The sequence below is a fragment of the Agromyces ramosus genome (assembly GCF_030817175.1).
Classification (GTDB): Bacteria; Actinomycetota; Actinomycetes; order Actinomycetales; family Microbacteriaceae; genus Agromyces; species Agromyces ramosus_A.
Genome location: NZ_JAUSYY010000001.1, coordinates 3,392,792 through 3,410,356, shown reverse-complemented (window position 1 = coordinate 3,410,356; position 17,565 = coordinate 3,392,792). Strand labels below are relative to the sequence as shown.

General features: G+C 70.4%; 17 protein-coding genes. 4 read left to right on the top strand and 13 right to left on the bottom strand.

Going from position 1 to position 17,565, the window contains the following annotated elements; all coding sequences use genetic code 11:
* Positions 1-115 precede the first annotated feature (115 nt).
* Positions 116-1,048: an ROK family protein gene (locus QFZ26_RS15930; protein ID WP_307043832.1), complete on the top strand. Its 933-nt coding sequence runs from the start codon at positions 116-118 to the stop codon at positions 1,046-1,048.
* Positions 1,049-1,083: 35 nt separating this feature from the next.
* Here the strand turns inward: QFZ26_RS15930 and QFZ26_RS15925 are convergent, their stop codons facing one another.
* Genes QFZ26_RS15925 through truB form a run of 6 tightly spaced genes read right to left on the bottom strand, consistent with a single transcriptional unit; the run spans position 1,084 to position 5,468 of the window.
* Positions 1,084-1,497, bottom strand: a complete 414-nt coding sequence (locus tag QFZ26_RS15925; RefSeq protein ID WP_307043830.1) for a hypothetical protein — start codon at positions 1,495-1,497, stop codon at positions 1,084-1,086.
* Positions 1,498-1,548: 51 nt separating this feature from the next.
* Positions 1,549-2,763: a CynX/NimT family MFS transporter gene (locus QFZ26_RS15920; RefSeq protein ID WP_307043828.1), complete on the bottom strand. Its 1,215-nt coding sequence runs from the start codon at positions 2,761-2,763 to the stop codon at positions 1,549-1,551.
* Between the two features lie 10 nt (positions 2,764-2,773).
* Positions 2,774-3,706 carry a bifunctional riboflavin kinase/FAD synthetase gene (locus QFZ26_RS15915; protein ID WP_307043826.1) on the bottom strand — a complete coding sequence of 311 codons (933 nt, stop codon included), beginning with the start codon at positions 3,704-3,706 and terminating at the stop codon, positions 2,774-2,776.
* Positions 3,703-4,158 (bottom strand): hypothetical protein, encoded by a 456-nt coding sequence (locus QFZ26_RS15910; protein WP_307043825.1) that lies wholly within the window; start codon positions 4,156-4,158, stop codon positions 3,703-3,705. Before QFZ26_RS15910 ends, QFZ26_RS15915 begins: the two co-directional genes overlap by 4 nt.
* 24 nt (positions 4,159-4,182) lie before the next feature.
* Positions 4,183-4,551, bottom strand: coding sequence for a hypothetical protein (locus QFZ26_RS15905; RefSeq protein ID WP_307043823.1), 369 nt, complete (start codon positions 4,549-4,551; stop codon positions 4,183-4,185).
* Positions 4,548-5,468, bottom strand: coding sequence for a tRNA pseudouridine(55) synthase TruB (truB, locus tag QFZ26_RS15900; RefSeq protein WP_307043821.1), 921 nt, complete (start codon positions 5,466-5,468; stop codon positions 4,548-4,550). The genes QFZ26_RS15905 and truB overlap by 4 nt, the downstream gene beginning before the upstream one ends.
* A 59-nt stretch (positions 5,469-5,527) precedes the next feature.
* Here truB and QFZ26_RS15895 point away from each other — a divergent pair, with 59 nt between their 5' ends.
* The gene (locus QFZ26_RS15895) at positions 5,528-6,523 is read left to right on the top strand and encodes a ketopantoate reductase family protein (protein WP_307043819.1); all 996 of its coding nucleotides are present in this window, start codon (positions 5,528-5,530) and stop codon (positions 6,521-6,523) included.
* Positions 6,524-6,598: 75 nt separating this feature from the next.
* Here the strand turns inward: QFZ26_RS15895 and QFZ26_RS15890 are convergent, their stop codons facing one another.
* Both QFZ26_RS15890 and QFZ26_RS15885 read right to left on the bottom strand, forming a co-directional pair.
* Positions 6,599-8,110 (bottom strand): hypothetical protein, encoded by a 1,512-nt coding sequence (locus QFZ26_RS15890; RefSeq protein ID WP_307043818.1) that lies wholly within the window; start codon positions 8,108-8,110, stop codon positions 6,599-6,601.
* A 465-nt stretch (positions 8,111-8,575) separates the two neighbouring features.
* Positions 8,576-9,178, bottom strand: coding sequence for a hypothetical protein (locus tag QFZ26_RS15885; RefSeq protein ID WP_307043816.1), 603 nt, complete (start codon positions 9,176-9,178; stop codon positions 8,576-8,578).
* Positions 9,179-9,225: 47 nt separating this feature from the next.
* Here QFZ26_RS15885 and QFZ26_RS15880 point away from each other — a divergent pair, with 47 nt between their 5' ends.
* On the top strand, positions 9,226-10,113 hold the full coding sequence (locus QFZ26_RS15880) for an A/G-specific adenine glycosylase (protein ID WP_307043814.1): 888 nt from the start codon (positions 9,226-9,228) through the stop codon (positions 10,111-10,113).
* Between the two features lie 113 nt (positions 10,114-10,226).
* On the opposite strand, the gene QFZ26_RS15875 is transcribed toward QFZ26_RS15880, so the two are convergent.
* Entirely contained in the window at positions 10,227-11,597 is a 1,371-nt protein-coding gene (locus tag QFZ26_RS15875) for an MFS transporter (protein WP_307043812.1), read from the bottom strand.
* 110 nt (positions 11,598-11,707) lie between these two features.
* On the opposite strand from QFZ26_RS15875, the gene QFZ26_RS15870 reads away from it, so the two are divergent.
* Positions 11,708-12,631 (top strand): LysR family transcriptional regulator, encoded by a 924-nt coding sequence (locus tag QFZ26_RS15870; protein WP_307043810.1) that lies wholly within the window; start codon positions 11,708-11,710, stop codon positions 12,629-12,631.
* Between the two features lie 6 nt (positions 12,632-12,637).
* Here the strand turns inward: QFZ26_RS15870 and rbfA are convergent, their stop codons facing one another.
* From rbfA to nusA, 4 genes are all read right to left on the bottom strand, one after another.
* Positions 12,638-13,183 (bottom strand): 30S ribosome-binding factor RbfA, encoded by a 546-nt coding sequence (rbfA, locus tag QFZ26_RS15865; protein WP_307043808.1) that lies wholly within the window; start codon positions 13,181-13,183, stop codon positions 12,638-12,640.
* Between the two features lie 146 nt (positions 13,184-13,329).
* Positions 13,330-16,143, bottom strand: coding sequence for a translation initiation factor IF-2 (infB, locus tag QFZ26_RS15860; protein WP_307043806.1), 2,814 nt, complete (start codon positions 16,141-16,143; stop codon positions 13,330-13,332).
* An 87-nt stretch (positions 16,144-16,230) separates the two neighbouring features.
* Positions 16,231-16,476, bottom strand: coding sequence for a YlxR family protein (locus QFZ26_RS15855; protein WP_130351151.1), 246 nt, complete (start codon positions 16,474-16,476; stop codon positions 16,231-16,233).
* A gap of 43 nt (positions 16,477-16,519) precedes the next feature.
* Entirely contained in the window at positions 16,520-17,518 is a 999-nt protein-coding gene (gene nusA / locus QFZ26_RS15850) for a transcription termination factor NusA (protein ID WP_307043803.1), read from the bottom strand.
* Between the last annotated feature and the right edge of the window lie 47 nt (positions 17,519-17,565).

Below are 17,565 nucleotides of genomic sequence, written 5' to 3'. Positions count from 1 at the left end.
GCCCTCCTTCCGCTGCCTCCAGCGTAGGCACCGGAGGGCGCATCGGCAACACTCGCAGCACATCCTGCTCATATGAGCAACCAGCCGACGGATGTCGCGCGCCTAAGCTGGTGCAATGCATCGGCCTCTCGCGCTCGCGATCGACTTCGGCGGCACGAAGGTCGAGGCCGCCCTCATCGATGATCGCGGCCGCCTGCTCCCCGGCACCCGCCACCGGCGCCCGACCGGCGCCGCGAGCTCGAGCGACGCACTCGACGCGGCGGTGCGCGACGTCGTCAGCGCGACCCGTTCCGGGTTGCCCGAGGGCGCGTGGCTCCTCGGCGTCGGCGTGGGCGCGGCCGGGCCCGTCGACGTCGCGGCGGGCCGCGTGTCACCCCTCAACGTCCCCGCGTGGCGGGACCATCCGCTCGCCGAGCGGATCATCCGGCTCGTGCCGGAGGCGCCCGTGACCCTGCGGGTCGACGGACTCTGCATCGCCCTCGCCGAGCATTGGGTCGGCGCCGGCCGCGACGCCGCCAACCTGCTCGGCATGATCGTCTCGACCGGTGTGGGTGGCGGCCTGCTGCTCGGCGGCCGCGCCGCGCCGAGTCCCACCGGCAACGGCGGTCACATCGGCCACATCGAGGTCGGAGGCTTCGACGACCTCTGCGCCTGCGGCGGTCGCGGCTGCCTCGAGGCGGTCGCCTCGGGCCCGCGCACCGTCGCCTGGGCCCGAACCCAGGGGTTCACCGGCGAGACCGGCGAGGAGCTCGCCCTCGCCCACGCCGAGGGCGACCCCATCGCGATCGCGGCCGTCGCTCGCGCCGGTACCGCGATCGGTCACGCCATCGCCTCATCGGCGAGCCTGCTCGACCTCGACGTGGTCGCGATCGGCGGCGGCTTCTCGCGTGTCTCCCCCGACCTCTTCGACCACGCGCGCGCCGCGCTCGCCGAGCGCGCGGCGTTCCCGTTCGTCCGGCGGGTGCGCATCGTGCCCTCCGGCCTGTCCGACGAAGGCCCGCTCATCGGAGCCGCAGCGCTCGTGCATCGGCCGGAGTTCATCGCCTGACCGACGGCGCTTCGCAGCCGGCGCGCGACCGTGACTCAGCCGCCGACGTCGGCTCCCACCGGGTCCGGGCCGAGCCCGCGATCGCCGCCAAGCGACGGCACGGACGCATGGGCGCGGTGTCGCACGAGCACGATCGCTCCGATGCCCGCGAGGATGACGAACACCACGCTGAGCACGGTGAGCGCGAACCAGTTCGCGTCGAGCGCGAGCACGGTGCCGGCCGAGACCACCGTGATCGCCGCCGCCGCCAGCTTCGACCCGGACTTCAGCCGAAGTGCCGGACTCAGCCGGCCACTCGACCCGTCGCCCGACGCGAGCAGCATGTCGGCGAACGCGTCCACCGTGGCGAACAGCGCCCCCGAGTAGGCGAGCGCGCACCCGAGCGCGCCCCACAGGTTCGGTGGCTTCGGGGCGGCGACGGCTTCGGCCAAGATGGTGGGGAGGTCCATGGGAGCGGATGCTACGGCGCGCGAGTCGGTGTGCGCAAGCATCGGCGACCCTCAGCTGACGCGTTCGTCTTCGAAGTAGCGCGGCCGGGCGACCACGAGGCCGGCGATCGCGGCCGGCACCGCTGACGCGAGCAGGAAGACGAGTGGCCAGCCCCAGCCACCCGTGGCGTCGTGGAGGATGCCGACCGCGAGCGGCCCGATCGCGACGATGAGATAGCCGACCGACTGCACGAAGCCCGACAGGGCGACCGCGCCCGAGTGCGTTCGGGTGCGGAGGTTGATGAGCACGAGCGCGAGCGGGAACAGCAGCGGCCCGAGCCCTGCGAGGGCCACCCAGAGCCACGTCGCCCATGTGGGCACGAGCAGCAGTCCGAGGTAGCCGGCGACGAAGGCGGCGACCGCGACGGCGATCAGGAGGCGCACCCTGCCGTACCGCACGGCGATGACCGGCACCAGGAGCCCGGCCGGCAGCCCCATCGCCGCGTAGAGCGAGAGCAGCACGCCCGCCTCGGCGGGCGACGAGCCCGCGATGTCATGCAGGATCGTCGGCAGCCAGGCGAACGCGGCATACGCGTTGAAGCCCGACACCGCGAAGACGATGGCGAGCGACCAGGCTAGAGAGGATCGCAGCGCGTGCCGCAACTGCCCGCGATCGGCCTCTTCGGGGAGTGCCGCTCGGCTCCTGCGCTTCGGATGAGCCAGCAGCACGACCCATGGCACGATCGAGATCGCGGCGAGGAGCGCCCACTCACCGAGCGAGACCCGCCAGCCCGCGGCATCCGCCACCGGCACGGCGACGAGCGGCGGCGCGAACGTGCTGACCGACATGGCCATGACGTAGATCGTCGTCATGAGGCCGATGCGATCGGGGAAGTACCGCTTCACGAGCGGCGGCAGCAGCACGTTGCCGACGCCGATCGCAGCGAACGTCAGCGCGCTCGCGGCGACCAGCCACAGCGCCGAGCCGGCCACTCCGCGGCCCAGGAGTCCGATCGCCAGCGCGACGAGCGAGGTGATGAGGGCCGCTTCGAGCCCGATCCGCTTCGCCACCATCGGCGTGAGGATGCCGAAGACCGCGTAGCACAGCGGCGGCAGCATGCCGAGGAATCCGACGACCGCCGGGTTCAGCGGGATCTCGGCCTCGAGCTGGTGGAGGATCGGCGAGAGCGAGGCGACCGCCGTGCGGAGGTTGAACGCGACGAACACGATGCCGATGAGCGCCAGGGTTCGCCCGGCCCAGAGGGGCCTGGACTGGATCGGCTGCACGCCTTCGAGCCTAGGCGGAGAGGATGACCCGGATGCGGTCGACGTCATCGCGGATCGTCGCGATGAGGTCGGGGATGTTCGTGAACGCGACCATGCCGCGGATGCGTTCGACGAACTCGACATCGACCACGTGGTCGTAGAGGTCGAGCTCACGATCGAGCACGTAGGCCTCGACCTGCTTCTTCGCCACGCCCTGGAACGTGGGGTTGTCGCCGACGGAGATCGCCGCCGGGTACCTCGTGCCGGCGTCGGTGAGCCAGCCCGCGTACACGCCGTCGGCCGGGATGAGCCCCTCGGACTCGGGCGTCAGGTTCGCCGTCGGGAAGCCGAGCTCGCGGCCGCGGGCGGCACCGTGCACGACGATGCCCGAGACGGTCGGCGTGTGTCCGAGCAGCCGGGTCGCCTGCGCGACATCGCCTTCGGCGAGGAGTTCGCGGATCCACGTCGACGAGACCCGCCGTTCGCCCTCGGGCCGAACGTCGTCGACGACCTCGACGGTGAAGCCGAACTTCGCCCCGAGCTCGATGAGCAGGCCGACATCGCCCGCACCCCGCGCCCCGTACCGGAAGTCACTGCCGACGAGCACGGCCTTCGCCTGCAACCCGTCGACGAGCACCCGCTCGACGAACTCGGTCGCCGGCACCGAGGCGAGCGCGCGGTCGAACGGCAGGAGCAGCGTCGCATCGACGCCGGTCGTGGCGAGCAGCTCGAGCTTCTGCCGCACGCTCACGAGCGAGTCGGGACACTTCTCGGGTGCGAGCAGCGCGAGCGGATTGCGGTCGAACGTGACGACGACGGCCTGCAGCTCGCCCTCCTCGGCGATCGAGCGGATGCGGTCGATGACCGCGCGGTGCCCCCGGTGCACGCCGTCGAACTTGCCGATGGTCACGGCCGAGGGCCCGAACCCCGTTGGGATGCCGTCGAGTCCCTTGAACGTCTTCACGCGGCATCCGCCTTCGCTGAGGCAGCGGAGTCGGGTCGGTGGGTCGCGAGCCACCACATGCCGAGCACCGGCAGCACGAGCGGGATGAACAGATAGCCGCGACCGAACCAGGACCACACGGTGTCGTGCGGGAACAGCTCGGGGAAGAGGACGCTGAGCGTGCCCACCGCGACGACGCCGACGAACTCGAACACGATCGTGGCCCAGGCCACGCGGTACCAGCCCCGCCCCGACCGGATCAGCGCGATGGTCGCGACGACGTAGACGGCGGCGGCGAGCGCCGAGAGCGAGTACGCGAGCGGCGCCTCGTCGAACTTGGAGACGATCTGCACGAACGAGCGGCCGATCGCCGCGAGCGCGAGCACGTCATAGACGGCGACGAGCACCCGCCCGACGCCGCTCATCCGTCGCCCGCGATCGGCCTGGGCCCGGGCATTCCGCACATCAGTCATGTCGATCGATTCTCTCAGACGCCGTCAGGCCTGCTGCACTGTCCAGATCTGGAACATGCGGTAGACCATGACCCCGACCGCGAGTGCCGCGACGCCGAGCACGACGGTCGACCAGCGGTTGCGTTCGAGCAGCGCCCAGAAGGCCGCGGCGGGCGGCAGCAGGAGCGCCCCGACGAGGTAGGTGTAGAACTCGAGCACGCTTCCGGTGGGCGTGTTGCCGACCGCCGGGGCGATGATCGCCACGACCAGTTGGGCCACGAGCAGCAACTCGACGAGCGCGAGCGCGCCGAGGGTGAGGTCGTTCGGTACCCGGCCGGCGAGCCCGAGCACGATGCAGAGGAGACCCGCGCACACGGCGACCGCGAGCTGGGCCCACATGAACCACTCGATCACGCGTCGGCCTCGTCACTCGCGAAGCCGGCGATGACCTTCAACTGCGCGCCACGACGCTCGACGATGGCCACGAGCCGGTCATCGGGGGCGATCGCGGCGATGGCCGCATCGGCGCGGGCAACGGATGCCGCGGGCTCGGGTGTCTCGCGGGCATCGACGCGTTTGCCGTGCCCGAGGTCGACGGCCTCCTGTGCGGTCACGTCGATGACGGGCATCGCCCGCCGCGCAGCATCCGCAGGACTGATGAGCGACGCCGCGACGTCGAATCCCTCGAGGGCGGATGCCTCGGCGACGTCGAACCGTCCGATGCGGGTGCGCCGAAGCGCCGTGAGGTGCCCGCCGGTACCGAGCGCGATGCCGAGGTCGCGCGCGAGCGCGCGCACGTAGGTGCCGGAGGAGCAGTCGACCCGCACGTCGAGGTCGAGCCATCCGTCGCCCGGACGCAACGCGAGGAGCTCGAACGCCGACACCGTGACCCGGCGAGCCGCGAGCTCGACGGTCTCGCCGTCGCGAACCCGCTGGTAGGCGCGCTTGCCCGCGACCTTCACCGCGCTCACCGCACTCGGCACCTGTTCGATCTCGCCCGTGAGCGGCGCCATCGCGGCCAGGATCGCAGGCTCGGTCACGGCGGCGACCACATCGGACGGTGCTGCGGCCAACGCGTCGCCCTCGGCGTCGTCGGTCGTCGTGGCCCAGCCGATGCGCACGGTCGCGAGGTACTCCTTGTCGAGTCCGACGAGGTAGTGGAGCAACCGGGTCGCACCGTTCACGCCGAGCACGAGGAGACCCGTCGCCATCGGATCAAGCGTGCCGGCGTGACCGATCTTGCGAGTGCCGGCGAGTCGGCGCATGCGGGAGACGACGTCGTGGCTCGTGATTCCCTGCGGCTTGTCGACGAGGAGGATGCCGCTGTTCACGCCGTACAGGCTAACAGTCGCGAGCTCGGCGCCGGTGCGGCTCCGCCTACGCTGGAAGGGTGAGGATCGGGATCATCGGCGCGGGCGCGCTCGGCGGCACGTTCGCGGCGTTGCTTTCCCGGGCGGGACACGAGGTCGAGGTGACGGCCCGAGGTGCCGGCCTTGTGGCGATCCGGGAAGCCGGCATCCGCCTGAGCGGCGGCTACGGTGACGCATTCGCCCGCGTCGCGGCCGGCGAACGGCTCAGCGCACGCCCCGAACTCGTGCTCGTGTGCACCAAGGCGCACGACGCCGCGGCCGCGATCGAGGCGAATGCCGCGCTGATCGACGGCGTGCCGGTCGTCGTCGTGCAGAACGGCCTCGACGGTGTCACCACCGCCGAGCGGCTCCTGCCTGCCTCATCGTGCCTGGGCGTGCTCTCGATCATCGCCGCGAACTACACCGAACCCGGCGTGGTGCGCGTCACGACGACGGCGACGAGCTATCTGGGCCGCGGCGACGGACCCGCCGACGCCGAATGCGTGCGTATCGCCGCCGTGCTCTCCGACGCCGTGCCGGTCGTTGCCATTCCGGGTTTCCGCGGCGCCCAGTGGACGAAGCTCGTCGTCAACATGGTCAACGCCGTGCCGACCATCGTGGGCCGCAGCGTGCAAGACGTCATCGACGACGGTCCTCTGCGACGAGTGGTGGCGGCGTCGATGCGCGAGACCGTGCGGGTGGGCATCGCCCGAGGTGTGCGCTTCGGTGCGCTCCAGGGTCTCGGCGATCGCCGCCTCCGATTCTTCGCCCGCCTGCCGCTCGTCGTCGGGCAGGTGCTCCCGTGGCTCATGCGCGTGCGCATGGGCAACGTGCCGAACCTCGGCTCCACGCAGCAGAGCGTGCGCCGCGGACAGCCGACCGAGATCGACTACCTGAACGGGGCGGTCGTGCGTGAGGCATCCGTCGCCGGCCTCGACGCCCCGATCAATCGTGCGCTCACCGCGCTCGTGCACGAAGTGGAGGACGGTGGCAGCTCCCTGCCGGCGCAGCGAGTGATCGACGCCGTTCGTTCCTGACTACTTGGTACGGCCGCGCCTCTCGACGATGAAGGGGGCCCGGCGAACCGGACCCCCCTCATCGACTCAGCGACTCTACGCGCGCTTGCGTCGGATGCGCGCGATCACGAGGAACGCGATGCCCGCCACGACGATGATGCCGGCGACGATCGCGATGGTGGTTCCCGCGAAGCCGGTGCTGGCGAGGCCGGTGCCTGCTGCCGCCGGTGAGCCGCCTGACCCTGAAGCCTTCGGCCCGGTGGCGCACTCGGGAGTGGCCGGCGGGTACGAGAGCGTCACCGCAGCAGTCGGGTTCACCTCGACGGTCGCCTGGATGTCGCCACGCGTCCAGGCGAAGTTGTCGTCGACCTGCACCCACGTGGTGCCGACGAGCGCCCAGCCCGGCCAGCCGGTGGGCGTCACGCCATCGGCGGCGACGGAGGCACCGGGCCAGAGCACCTTGCTCTTGAGCTTGCCGCCGTCGAGCTCGCCGAGCTCGATCGTCTCAGTGTTCGTGCCGTCGGTCAGGACGAGGCGCGCCGTGTTGCCGGTCGACTGGTGATCGGGGTCGGCGAGCTCGATGTCGTAGAAGATCCACGGAGCATCCGCGACGCACGTGCCGGTCGCGGCCGCGACCCTGAGGCTCGGCTCGATGCAGGGAGCGTCGTCGATCGTGAACGTCCACGTCGTCTGCGCATCCTTCTGGAAGGCGTAGCCCGGCTTCGCGGTGGCGGTCACGGTGATGACCCCGCTCGCCTCGACCGTGTTCCAATCGATCTTCTCGGTATCACCGGGAAGGTTCGGCACCTCGTTGTCGGGGCCACAGGCGTCGGAGAATGTGGGCTCACCCTCGACCGGGATCTTGACGAGCGGCTTCACGCAGTCTTCGTACTGCAGCAGGCTCTGATCGCCCTGGGCGGGAACGTGGATGACCTTGCCGTGCTTCAGGTAGCTGAAGGCGGGATAGATGTCGCCGTTGTTCTGGTGAGCATCGTGACCAGCACTGAAGAAGGCCTCGACAGCCGTCTCGATGCGCTCGTAGGGGTGAGTCTCGCTGCCGGTCGCGTGGCAGAACTCGATCTTCTTGACGACCGGGCCGGTCTGGGCGCAGTCGCCTTCGAGTGCCGTCGTGAGTCTGCCATCGGATCCCTTGTCGGATCCGGGCCAGGTCGTGTAGGCGTAGACCCACGGTCCATAGCCCTGCGTGTCACCGGCGAGGTGCTCGGTGCCGAGCTCGATCGTGGCGTTGCCGTTCGTGGAAATCGGGCCGCGATCCAGGTTCGCCGCGCTCGTCGGCGTGCCGTCGAAGTCGGTGTCGCCGACACGCCACTTCGTCGTGCCCGTCTTGTTGTTCGGCACGTTCGTGAGCTTCAGCGTGTAGGTCACGTCGTACTCACCGGTGGCCGTGTTGCACACGGCGCTGGCCTTGAGGTCGCCGGTGTGCGCACTGGCAGGGGCGGCGAGGCCCACGAGAGCGAGGCCGGCTCCGAGCACCAGGGCGGTGATGGCGGCGGCTGCGCGGCGGAACAGGGTTGGCGACGTGGATCGCTTCCTCGCTCCAGTGTCGCCGTGGGCAGCGGGCGCAGAAGCGGCGCGGGGCTTGCTCATTCGGGTGTCTCTCCATTGGTCGTGCCGGCGCGCGGCGAACCATTGGGAGGACTCCGTCGCGCCTGGAGGGCGCAAGACCGCGGGCACGCGCGGGTGAGGCGCGCTCGACGGGGATCGGGTACTCGGGTGGTGCGGTGGGGCGGGTTCGCGTAGCCGGGGGGCTGGCAGTCTCACCAGTATGGCGTGCCAATCGTCCCGGTGTCCTCCTATTTTCACAATTGGGGAACATTGTCCCCCTTTCTGGGGACCGACAACTGAGGGGACCCGGCGAACCGGGCCCCCTCAGCCGAGCGTCAGATCGTCGGGTGTCAGCCCTGAACGCGACGTGTGCGACGCAGCACGAGCAGGCCGCCACCCGCGGCGGCGGGCGGAGCAGCTGCACAGTCAGGCGTCGCGGGCGGGTAGCTGAGTGCCACGTCGAGCTCGGGGTTCACCTCGAGCGTGGCGGTGTTGGGGCGCGCGGTGTCAGCAGCTGTCGAAGAAGCGGCGCCGCGGATGCTCCGCGTCCCGGTTGTCGACGACCGCCGAGGCGACGAGCCGGGGGTCGCTCTCGGCGTAGGCGAGCACGTCGGCGGCATCCACGGGATCGCCGTCGAGCGCGATGCGGAAGTCCCAGAGGCCCGCGAGCCGCTCGCGAAGCACGAAACGCCCGTCGATCACGAGGATCGCGTCATCCGGGCCCGTCAGCCACTTCGGCTCGACCCACGCATCGCGCGCCGGGTCGAACACCCGCGTGACGAACGCGGTCGATCCGCCGAGTCGGAACGGCTCGACGAGCACGCGGCGCAGCGCCGACTCGTCGAAGCCGTACCGGAGGTATCGTGTCGGCGTGTCGTCGCCGAAGTCGCCCTGCGCGGCGCGTGAGCGGTGGAAGTCCTCCATGCTCGCCCGGAACACGGCGTGATCGCGCTCGGCGAGCACCGCGGCGAGGTCGTCGGCGAAGCGGGTCTTGCCGCTCTGCAGCGGTCCGTCGATCGCGACGATCATACGGCCGCGACCGTAGTGCTGCAGGATCTCGTCGGCGAGCGCACGCAGGAACGTGATCCGGGGCGTCGTGACAAGCCGCATGGTGCGAGCCTAACGCGACGCCCTGCGCCCCGTCATAGGCTGAACGGATGCCCCGCGCCGACGCCCAGACGATCGCCGCCAGCCTCGTCGCCTGGTTCGCGGATGCCGCGCGGCCGCTCCCCTGGCGAGCCGCCGATGTGTCGCCGTGGGCCGTGCTCGTGAGCGAGTTCATGCTCCAGCAGACGCAGGTCGCCCGCGTGGTCCCGCGTTGGGAGGCGTGGATCCGCCGCTGGCCCACGCCGTCCGCGCTCGCCGCCGAGCCGCCGTCGGAGGCGGTGCGGGCGTGGGACCGGCTCGGGTACCCCCGGCGTGCGCTGTGGCTGCACCGGGCCGCGGTCGAGATCGTCGAGCGGCACGGCGGCGAGGTCCCTGCCGATCTCGACGCGCTGCTCGCGCTGCAGGGCGTCGGCCCGTACACCGCCCGGGCGGTGGCCGCCTTCGCGTTCGGCGCGCGGCATCCGGTGGTCGACACCAACACGCGGCGGGTCATCGCCCGCGCGGTCGCCGGTCAGGGTGAGCCGGGCCCGCCCTCGACGGCCCGCGACCTCGGCGCGATGGCCGCCCTGCTCCCCCACGACGACGTCGAGGCTCGCGCGTTCAACGCCGCGGCGATGGAACTCGGGGCGACGGTGTGCACGGCGCGCACGCCGCAGTGCGACGACTGCCCGATCGCCGGAGCGTGCGCCTGGCGTGCCGCCGGCTACCCGCCGTACGACGGTGCCCGCAAGGCGACGCAGGCGCGCTTCGAGGGATCGGACCGACAGGTTCGCGGGCTCGTCATGCGGGAGCTGCGCGGGGCGCATCGACCCGTGATGAGGGCTGAGCTCGCTGCGCTCTGGGCGGATGCCGCACAACTCGACCGCGCCGTCGCCGGCCTCGTCGCCGACGGGCTCGCGGTCTCCGACGGCGAGGGCTTCCACCTCCCCGAGGCGTGAGGCGGAACCGCTGCACTCGGGAACCCGCCCGGTCGCGACGGCCACGTGAACGAGCGCGAGCGGATGCCCCGAGCCAGGGGCCCGGGGCATCCGCCCTCTTCTCCGTTCGAGACTCAGGCGGAGAGTCGTTCGAGCTCGCGTTCACGGTCGGCCGCGTCGACCTCGTTGAGGTCGAGGCCGCGGGTCTCGCGGGCGGCCCAGACCGCGACCAGCGTGACGATGCAGGCGATCATCACGTAGATCGCGATCGGCACGCTCGAGCCGTACTGCGAGAGCAGGGCGGTCGCGATGATCGGGGCGAGCGAGCCCGCGAAGATCGACGTGACCTGGTAGCCGAGCGAGACGCCCGAGTAGCGCATGCGCGTCGGGAACATCTCGGCCATGATCGCCGGCTGGCTCGCGTACATCGCGGCGTGGAAGACGAGGCCGATGGAGATCACGGCCCAGATCACGACCGGCTGGGCGGTGCTCATGAGCGGGAAGGCGAAGAAGCCCCACGTCGCACCGAGGATCGCGCCGGCCGCGTAGACGGGACGACGGCCGATGCGGTCGGTGAGCCGTCCGAAGAGCGGGATCACCGCGAAGTGGACGAGGTGGGCGCCGATGAGGAGGAGGAGCGTGTTCGTCGTGCCCTCCTTCACGACCTGCGTGAGGTACACGATCGAGAACGTGACGACGATGTAGTAGAGGATGTTCTCCCCCACCCTGAGGCCCATCGCGGTGATGACGCCGCGCGGGTACCGCCGCAGCACCTCGAACACGCCGTAGGACGCCGCCTTCGCGGCTTCACGCTCGGCCTGCACCTTGAGGAAGATCGGGGCGTCGGTGATCTTGGTGCGGATGTACCAGCCGATGAGCACGATCACCGCGGACAGCCAGAACGCGACGCGCCAGCCCCAGCTGAGGAACGCCTCCTGCGTGAGGGTCGCCGACAGCGTGAAGAGCACGAGGGTCGCGAGCAGGTTGCCGACCGGCACCGCCGCCTGGGGCCAGCTCGCCCAGAAGCCGCGCGAACGCGCCGGGCTGTGCTCGGCGACGAGGAGCACGGCGCCGCCCCATTCGCCGCCGATGGCGAAGCCTTGGAGGAACCGCAGGAAGACGAGGAGCAGCGGCGCGACGAGGCCGATCTGCGCGTACGTCGGCAGGCAGCCCATGAGGAACGTGGCGACGCCGACCAGGATGATGCTCAGCTGCAGGAGCCGCTTGCGGCCGTACTTGTCGCCGAAGTGACCGAACACGATGCCACCCAGGGGGCGCGCGACGAAGCCGACGGCGTAGGTCAGGAAGGCGGCGATGATCCCGCTCAGCGGGTCATCCGATGGCGGGAAGAAGACGGTGCCGAAGACGAGCGTGGCCGCCGAGGCGTAGAGGAAGAACTCGTACCACTCGACGACGGTGCCGGCCATCGAGGCTGTGACGACTCGTCGGAGTCCGGTGGGCGGCGCGGCGGTCGTCTCCGCCTCGCCAACGGGGGTCTGGGTCATCCGATGCTCCTTTGCATACGTCGGCGCGTTCGCGCCTCGCCTGAGTATGGCTGCACTCATCCGTGCAGCCAATATCGAAAGCTGCAAGAGGAATGTGCAATTATGCACAGATGCCGTCTTCGTCCTGCCTGACCCCGCATCCGCCGAGCGCCGACGACCTGCTCGTGCTGCTCGCCGTCGCCCGCGGTGGCCGGTACACGGCCGCCGCCGCGGAGCTCGGCTTGAACCACACGACGATCGCCCGGCGCATCAGTGCGCTCGAGGACGCCCTCGGTGGCCGGGTGCTCGCACGCGGCGCCGCCGGCTGGGTGCTCACCCCCTTGGGCGAGCACGCCATCTCGGCAGCTGAAGCGGTCGAACGGGCGATCGAGGCGCTCTCACCCGAGGAGCCGCGGCTCGCCGGCGTCGTGCGCCTCTCGGCGACCGACGGCTTCAGCGGGTACATCGCCGCACCCGCGATCGTGGCCGTGCGTCGCGCCCACCCCGACGTGTCGCTCGAGATCGTTGCCGCCACCCGGCGAGCGGCGGCGCAGCGCGTGGGCGTCGACCTCGAGGTGGTGGTGGGCCGACCGCACGTGCACCGCGCCGAGGCGGTGCACCTCGCCGACTACGCGCTCGGCCTGTATGCGAGCCGGTCCTTCCTCGAACGGAATGGCACGCCCGCGTCGACGCGCGAGCTCGCGCGCGGTCCGCTCGTCTACTTCATCGAGTCGATGCTGCAGGTCGACGCGCTCGACGAGGCACGGCGCTCGACGCGGGGCATGGTCGACGCCGTCTCGAGCACGAACGTCTACGTGCACGTCGACGCGACGCGCGCCGGAGCGGGGTTCGGGCTGCTGCCGGCGTTCCTCGCGGATCCGCACGACGATCTCGTGCGCCTGTTCCCCGACGAGATCGACGAGCGACTCCCCTACTGGCTCGTCTGCCGGCCCGAGGCGCTCCGCCAACCGACCGTGCTCGCCTTCATCGAAGCGTTGCGTGCACGCATCGCCGCCGTCGCCGGCGAGCTCGCCGGCGTGCCGACGCGCTCGTGAGGCGTGTCAGCGTGCGTCGCCGGGTGCTGCTTCGTCGAGATCGAGGTCGTCGTCGGATGCCTCGGGTTCGCCGACCGGCGCCGTGGCCGGCGTCGCCGGCGGCTCGTCGTCGAACTCGTCGAGCTCATCGAACTCGCGCGGCTTCACGTACGGATCGGCCTCGCCCGCATACTCAGCCGTCGACGCGAGCGCCGCGGTCTGGGCGTCGCGCGTTCGCGCTTCCTGGAGGAGCGCACCGATGTGCTGGGCGTTCTCGGGGATCGCGTCGGCGATGAACTCGAGCGACGGGGTGAGTCGAGCCGTGATGTTGCGGCCGACCTCGCTGCGGAGCATCCCGGTCGCCGCCTTCAGGGCCTTGGCCGAGTCCTCGCGCTCCTCATCGGTGCCGTACACCGTGTAGAAGATGCTCGCGTGCTGCAGGTCGCCCGTGACGCGCACGTCGGTGATCGTCACGAACCCGAGCCTCGGGTCGCGCAGCCCCTTGTCGAGCCGCTTGGCGACGATCTCCTTGATGCGGTCGGCCATCTTCCTGGCCCGTGCCGGATCAGCCATATTCCTCTACCTCCCCTTCCCCTCGATCGAATGCGCGTGTGCGACATCCGCTTGAAGGGGCTCCCGGATCTTCTCTTCAGGTGAATCGGGGTGAAGGGGCCCCCGTCTCTTCACCTGAAGGGAAGATCCGGGAGCCCCGACCACGATCAGACCCGCGGCTTCTCGCGCATTTCGATCGTCTCGATCTCATCGCCGAGCTGGATGTCGTTGAACTTGCCGAGGCCGATGCCGGCCTCGAAGTCCGTACGAACCTCGGTGACGTCGTCCTTGAAGCGACGCAGCGACTCGATCGCGAGGTTGTCGCCGACGACGACGCCATCGCGGATGACGCGCGCCTTGGCGTTTCGCGTGATCGTTCCCGACCGCACGATGACACCGGCGATGTTGCCGAACTTCGAGGAGCGGAACACCTCGCGGATCTCGGCGACACCCGACTGCACCTCTTCGAACTCGGGCTTGAGCATGCCCTTGAGCGAGTTCTCGATGTCGTCGATCGCGTTGTAGATGACCGAGTAGAAGCGCACGTCGACACCCTCACGGGCGGCACGCTCACGCGCCTTCACGTCGGGGCGGACGTTGAACCCGATGACGATCGCGTTGTCGATCGTCGCGAGGTCGATGTCGCTCTCGGTGACGGCGCCCACACCGCGGTGGAGGATGCGCAGCTGCACGCTGTCGTCGACCTCGATCTTCATGAGCGACTCCTCGAGCGCCTCGACGGCACCCGACACGTCACCCTTGATGATGAGGTTGAGCGCTTCGACCTTGCCCTCTTCGAGAGCACGGGTGAAGTCCTCGAGCGAGATGCGCTTGCGCGCCTTCGCGAGCTGGGCGTTGCGCTGGGCTGCTTCACGCTTCTCGGCGATCTGACGCGCAGTGCGGTCGTCTTCGGTGACGAGGAAGGTGTCGCCGGCGCGCGGAACGCTCGACAGGCCCTGGACCTGCACCGGACGTGCCGGCGTGGCCTCGGGCACGGCGTCGCCGTTCTCGTCGGCCATCGCACGCACTCGGCCGTAGGCCGTGCCCGCGACGATCGCGTCGCCGACGCGCAGCGTTCCCGACTGGATGAGCACGGTCGCAACCGCACCGCGACCCTTGTCGAGCTTCGCCTCGATGGCGACTCCTCGCGCATCCTTGTTGGGATTCGCACGCAGGTCGAGACCGGCGTCGGCGGTGAGGAGCACTGCGTCGAGCAGGTCCTGGATGCCGATGTTCTCGCGAGCCGACACGTCGACGAACATGACGTCGCCGCCGTACTCCTCGGCGACGAGGCCGAACTCGGTGAGCTGCTGGCGCACCTTGGCGGGATTGGCGTCGGGCTTGTCGATCTTGTTGACCGCGACGACGATCGGCACGTTGGCCGACTGTGCGTGGTTCAGCGCCTCGACCGTCTGCGGCATGATGCCGTCGTCGGCCGCGACGACCAGGATCGCGATGTCGGTCACCTGCGCACCACGTGCACGCATGGCGGTGAACGCCTCGTGACCCGGGGTGTCGATGAAGGTGATCGCGCGCTCGCGGCCCTCGTGCTCGGTGTGCACCTGGTACGCACCGATGTGCTGCGTGATGCCGCCGGCCTCGCCCGCGACGACGTTCGCGTTGCGGATCGCGTCGAGGAGTCGGGTCTTACCGTGATCGACGTGACCCATGACGGTGACCACCGGGGGTCGCTGCTCGAGTTCCTCGTCGGTCTCGTCCTCGAGTTCCTGGTCGAGGTCGATGTCGAAGCCCTCGAGGAGCTCGCGGTCTTCGTCTTCGGGCGAGACGACCTGGATCTTGTAGCCGAGCTCTTCGCCGAGCACCTGGAAGGTGGCCTCGTCGAGCGACTCGGTCGCCGTCGCCATCTCACCGAGGTGGAACAGCACCGTCACGAGCGAACCGGGGTTCGCGTCGATCTTGTCGGCGAAGTCGGAGATCGAGGCGCCGCGGCGGAGTCGGATGACGGTGTTGCCGTCGCCACGGGGAACGCTCACACCGCCGAGCGACGGGGCCTCCCGCATCTCGAACTCTTGCCGCTTCGTGCGCTTCGACTTGCGGGCCTTGCTCTTGCCGCCACCACGACCGAACGCGCCGGCCGTGCCGCCGCCGGGGCCACGGCCACGGCCGCCGCCACCAGCGGGACGCGGGCCGCCGAAGCCGCCACCGGGTGCACCGCCGCCCGGGCGCTGGAATCCGCCACCGGCACCGCCGGGACGAGCTCCTGCACCGGCGCCTGCGCCACCGGGACGCTGGAAGCCGCCGCCGGGGCGACCGCCTGCACCGGCCGGACGCGGAGCGCCGGGGCGCGGCGAACCGGGACGCGGGGCCTGCGGGCGCGGGATGTTGCCGGGGCTCGGGCGCTGGCCCATGCCCTGTGCGCTGGTGAAGGGGTTGTTGCCCGGGCGCGGCTGGGCCGGGCGCGAGCCCATGCCCTGCGAGCTCGAGAACGGGTTGTTGCCGGGGCGCGGCGTGCCTCCCGCGCCAGGGCGCGGAGCGCCGGGACGCGGGGCGGAACCGGCGGGCTTCGGAGCACCCGTGGGCTTCACGACGTCGGTCTCGGCCGAGGCTGCCGCGGGGGCATCCGTCGACTTCTCGGCTGCGGCCTGGGCCGCCTTCTCCTCAGCCTGCGCCTGGCGCTCGGCCACCGTCAGCGGAACTTCGGCGACGGGTGCCGCTTCGGAAGCCTCAGCGGGCGCGGGAGCCTCGGGCTCGGGAGCGCGCTTCGGGGCCGGCTTGGGGCCGGGCTTCATGCCCGGCTTGGCGGCTGCGGCGGGCGCAGCGGTGGCCGCGGCGGCGGGCGCGGCGGACGCGGCCGCACCAGCGGCCTCGAGCGCGGCCTTCAGCCGGCGGGCGACGGGTGGTTCGATGGACGACGAGGGTCCCTTGACGTACTCGCCCATCTCCTTGAGCTTCTCAAGGGCGATCTTGCTGTCGACACCGAGTTCTGATGCGATCTCGTGTACGCGTGGTTTGGCAGCCACTTTTCTCCTGTTCCGGGCCCGACCCCGGACAGGGGCGGACCATCAATGACGGACGGGTCTCATTTCGAGCCGCTCATGAGTTGTCCATTAGCCGTTCAGCCTGTTCTCTACGTTGCTGGTGTCCACCTCGCCACGGATGCGGAGTGCGCGTCCGAAGGCGCGTCGCCGCACGGCGAGCCGGTAGCACTCGAGCGTCGGATGCAACCACGCACCCCTGCCCGGAAGCACGGCCGAAGCATCTGCGACGACGTGGGAATTCTGGGAGACGACCCTCAGAAGTGAGGAGCGTGGGGCGCGCGAACGGCATCCGATGCACGTTCTGACGGGTTCCATCTTACACTCTGCGCTGTTCGCCCGCCGACGCAGGCCGGTCGGGTCAGTTCGACTCGAGGACCGAGTCGGGCTGGATGTCGATCTTCGCGCCCGTGAGCTTGGCAGCGAGGCGGGCGTTCTGGCCCTCCTTGCCGATCGCGAGCGAGAGCTGGTAGTCGGGGACGAGGGCACGAACCGCACGGGTCGCCTCGTCGATGACGAAGGCCTTCGTGACCTTGGCGGGAGACAGCGCGCTCGCCACGAAGGTCGCGAGGTCGTCGGAGTAGTCGACGATGTCGATCTTCTCGGCGCCGAGTTCGGCCGTGACGGCCCGCACGCGCTGGCCGAGCTCGCCGATCGCGGCGCCCTTCGCGTTGATGCCGGGCTGGTTCGCGCGCACGGCGATCTTCGTGCGGTGGCCGGCCTCGCGAGCGAGGGAGACGATCTCGACGACGCCGGATGCGATCTCGGGAACCTCGAGGGCGAACAGCTTGCGCACGAGTGCCGGGTGCGTGCGGGAGACCGTGATCGACGGCCCCTTCTGCCCCTTCGCCACGCTCGTCACGTAGACCCGGATGCGCTGGCCGTGAAGGTACTCCTCACCGGGCACCTGCTCTTCGGGCGGCAGGATCGCCTCGACCGTGCCGAGGTCGATGTGCACCATGCGCGGGTTCGGGCCCTGCTGGATGATACCCGCGACGATGTCGCCCTCGCGACCGCGGAACTCGCCGAGCACCGCGTCGTCGGCGAGGTCGCGCAGGCGCTGGTTGATGACCTGCTTCGCAGCGAACGCGGCGATGCGGCCGAAATCACTCGGGCTGTCCTCGGCCTCGCCGATGACGTTGCCCTCTTCGTCGAGTTCGGGAACGTACACCGACACGTGACCGGTCTTGCGATCGAGGTGCGCACGCGCCCCGTTCGGGTTCGCGTGGCCGTGCTGGCCGGGATTGGTGTGCTTCAGGTAGGCCATCAGAATGGCCTGCTCGATGATCTCCACCAGTTCGTCGAACGGGATCTCTTTCTCGCGCTCCATCATGCGGAGCACACTGAGGTCGATATCCATTGCCGGCCTCCTCTATTCAGCTCTCATGCCGCGTACCCCTCGGTGCG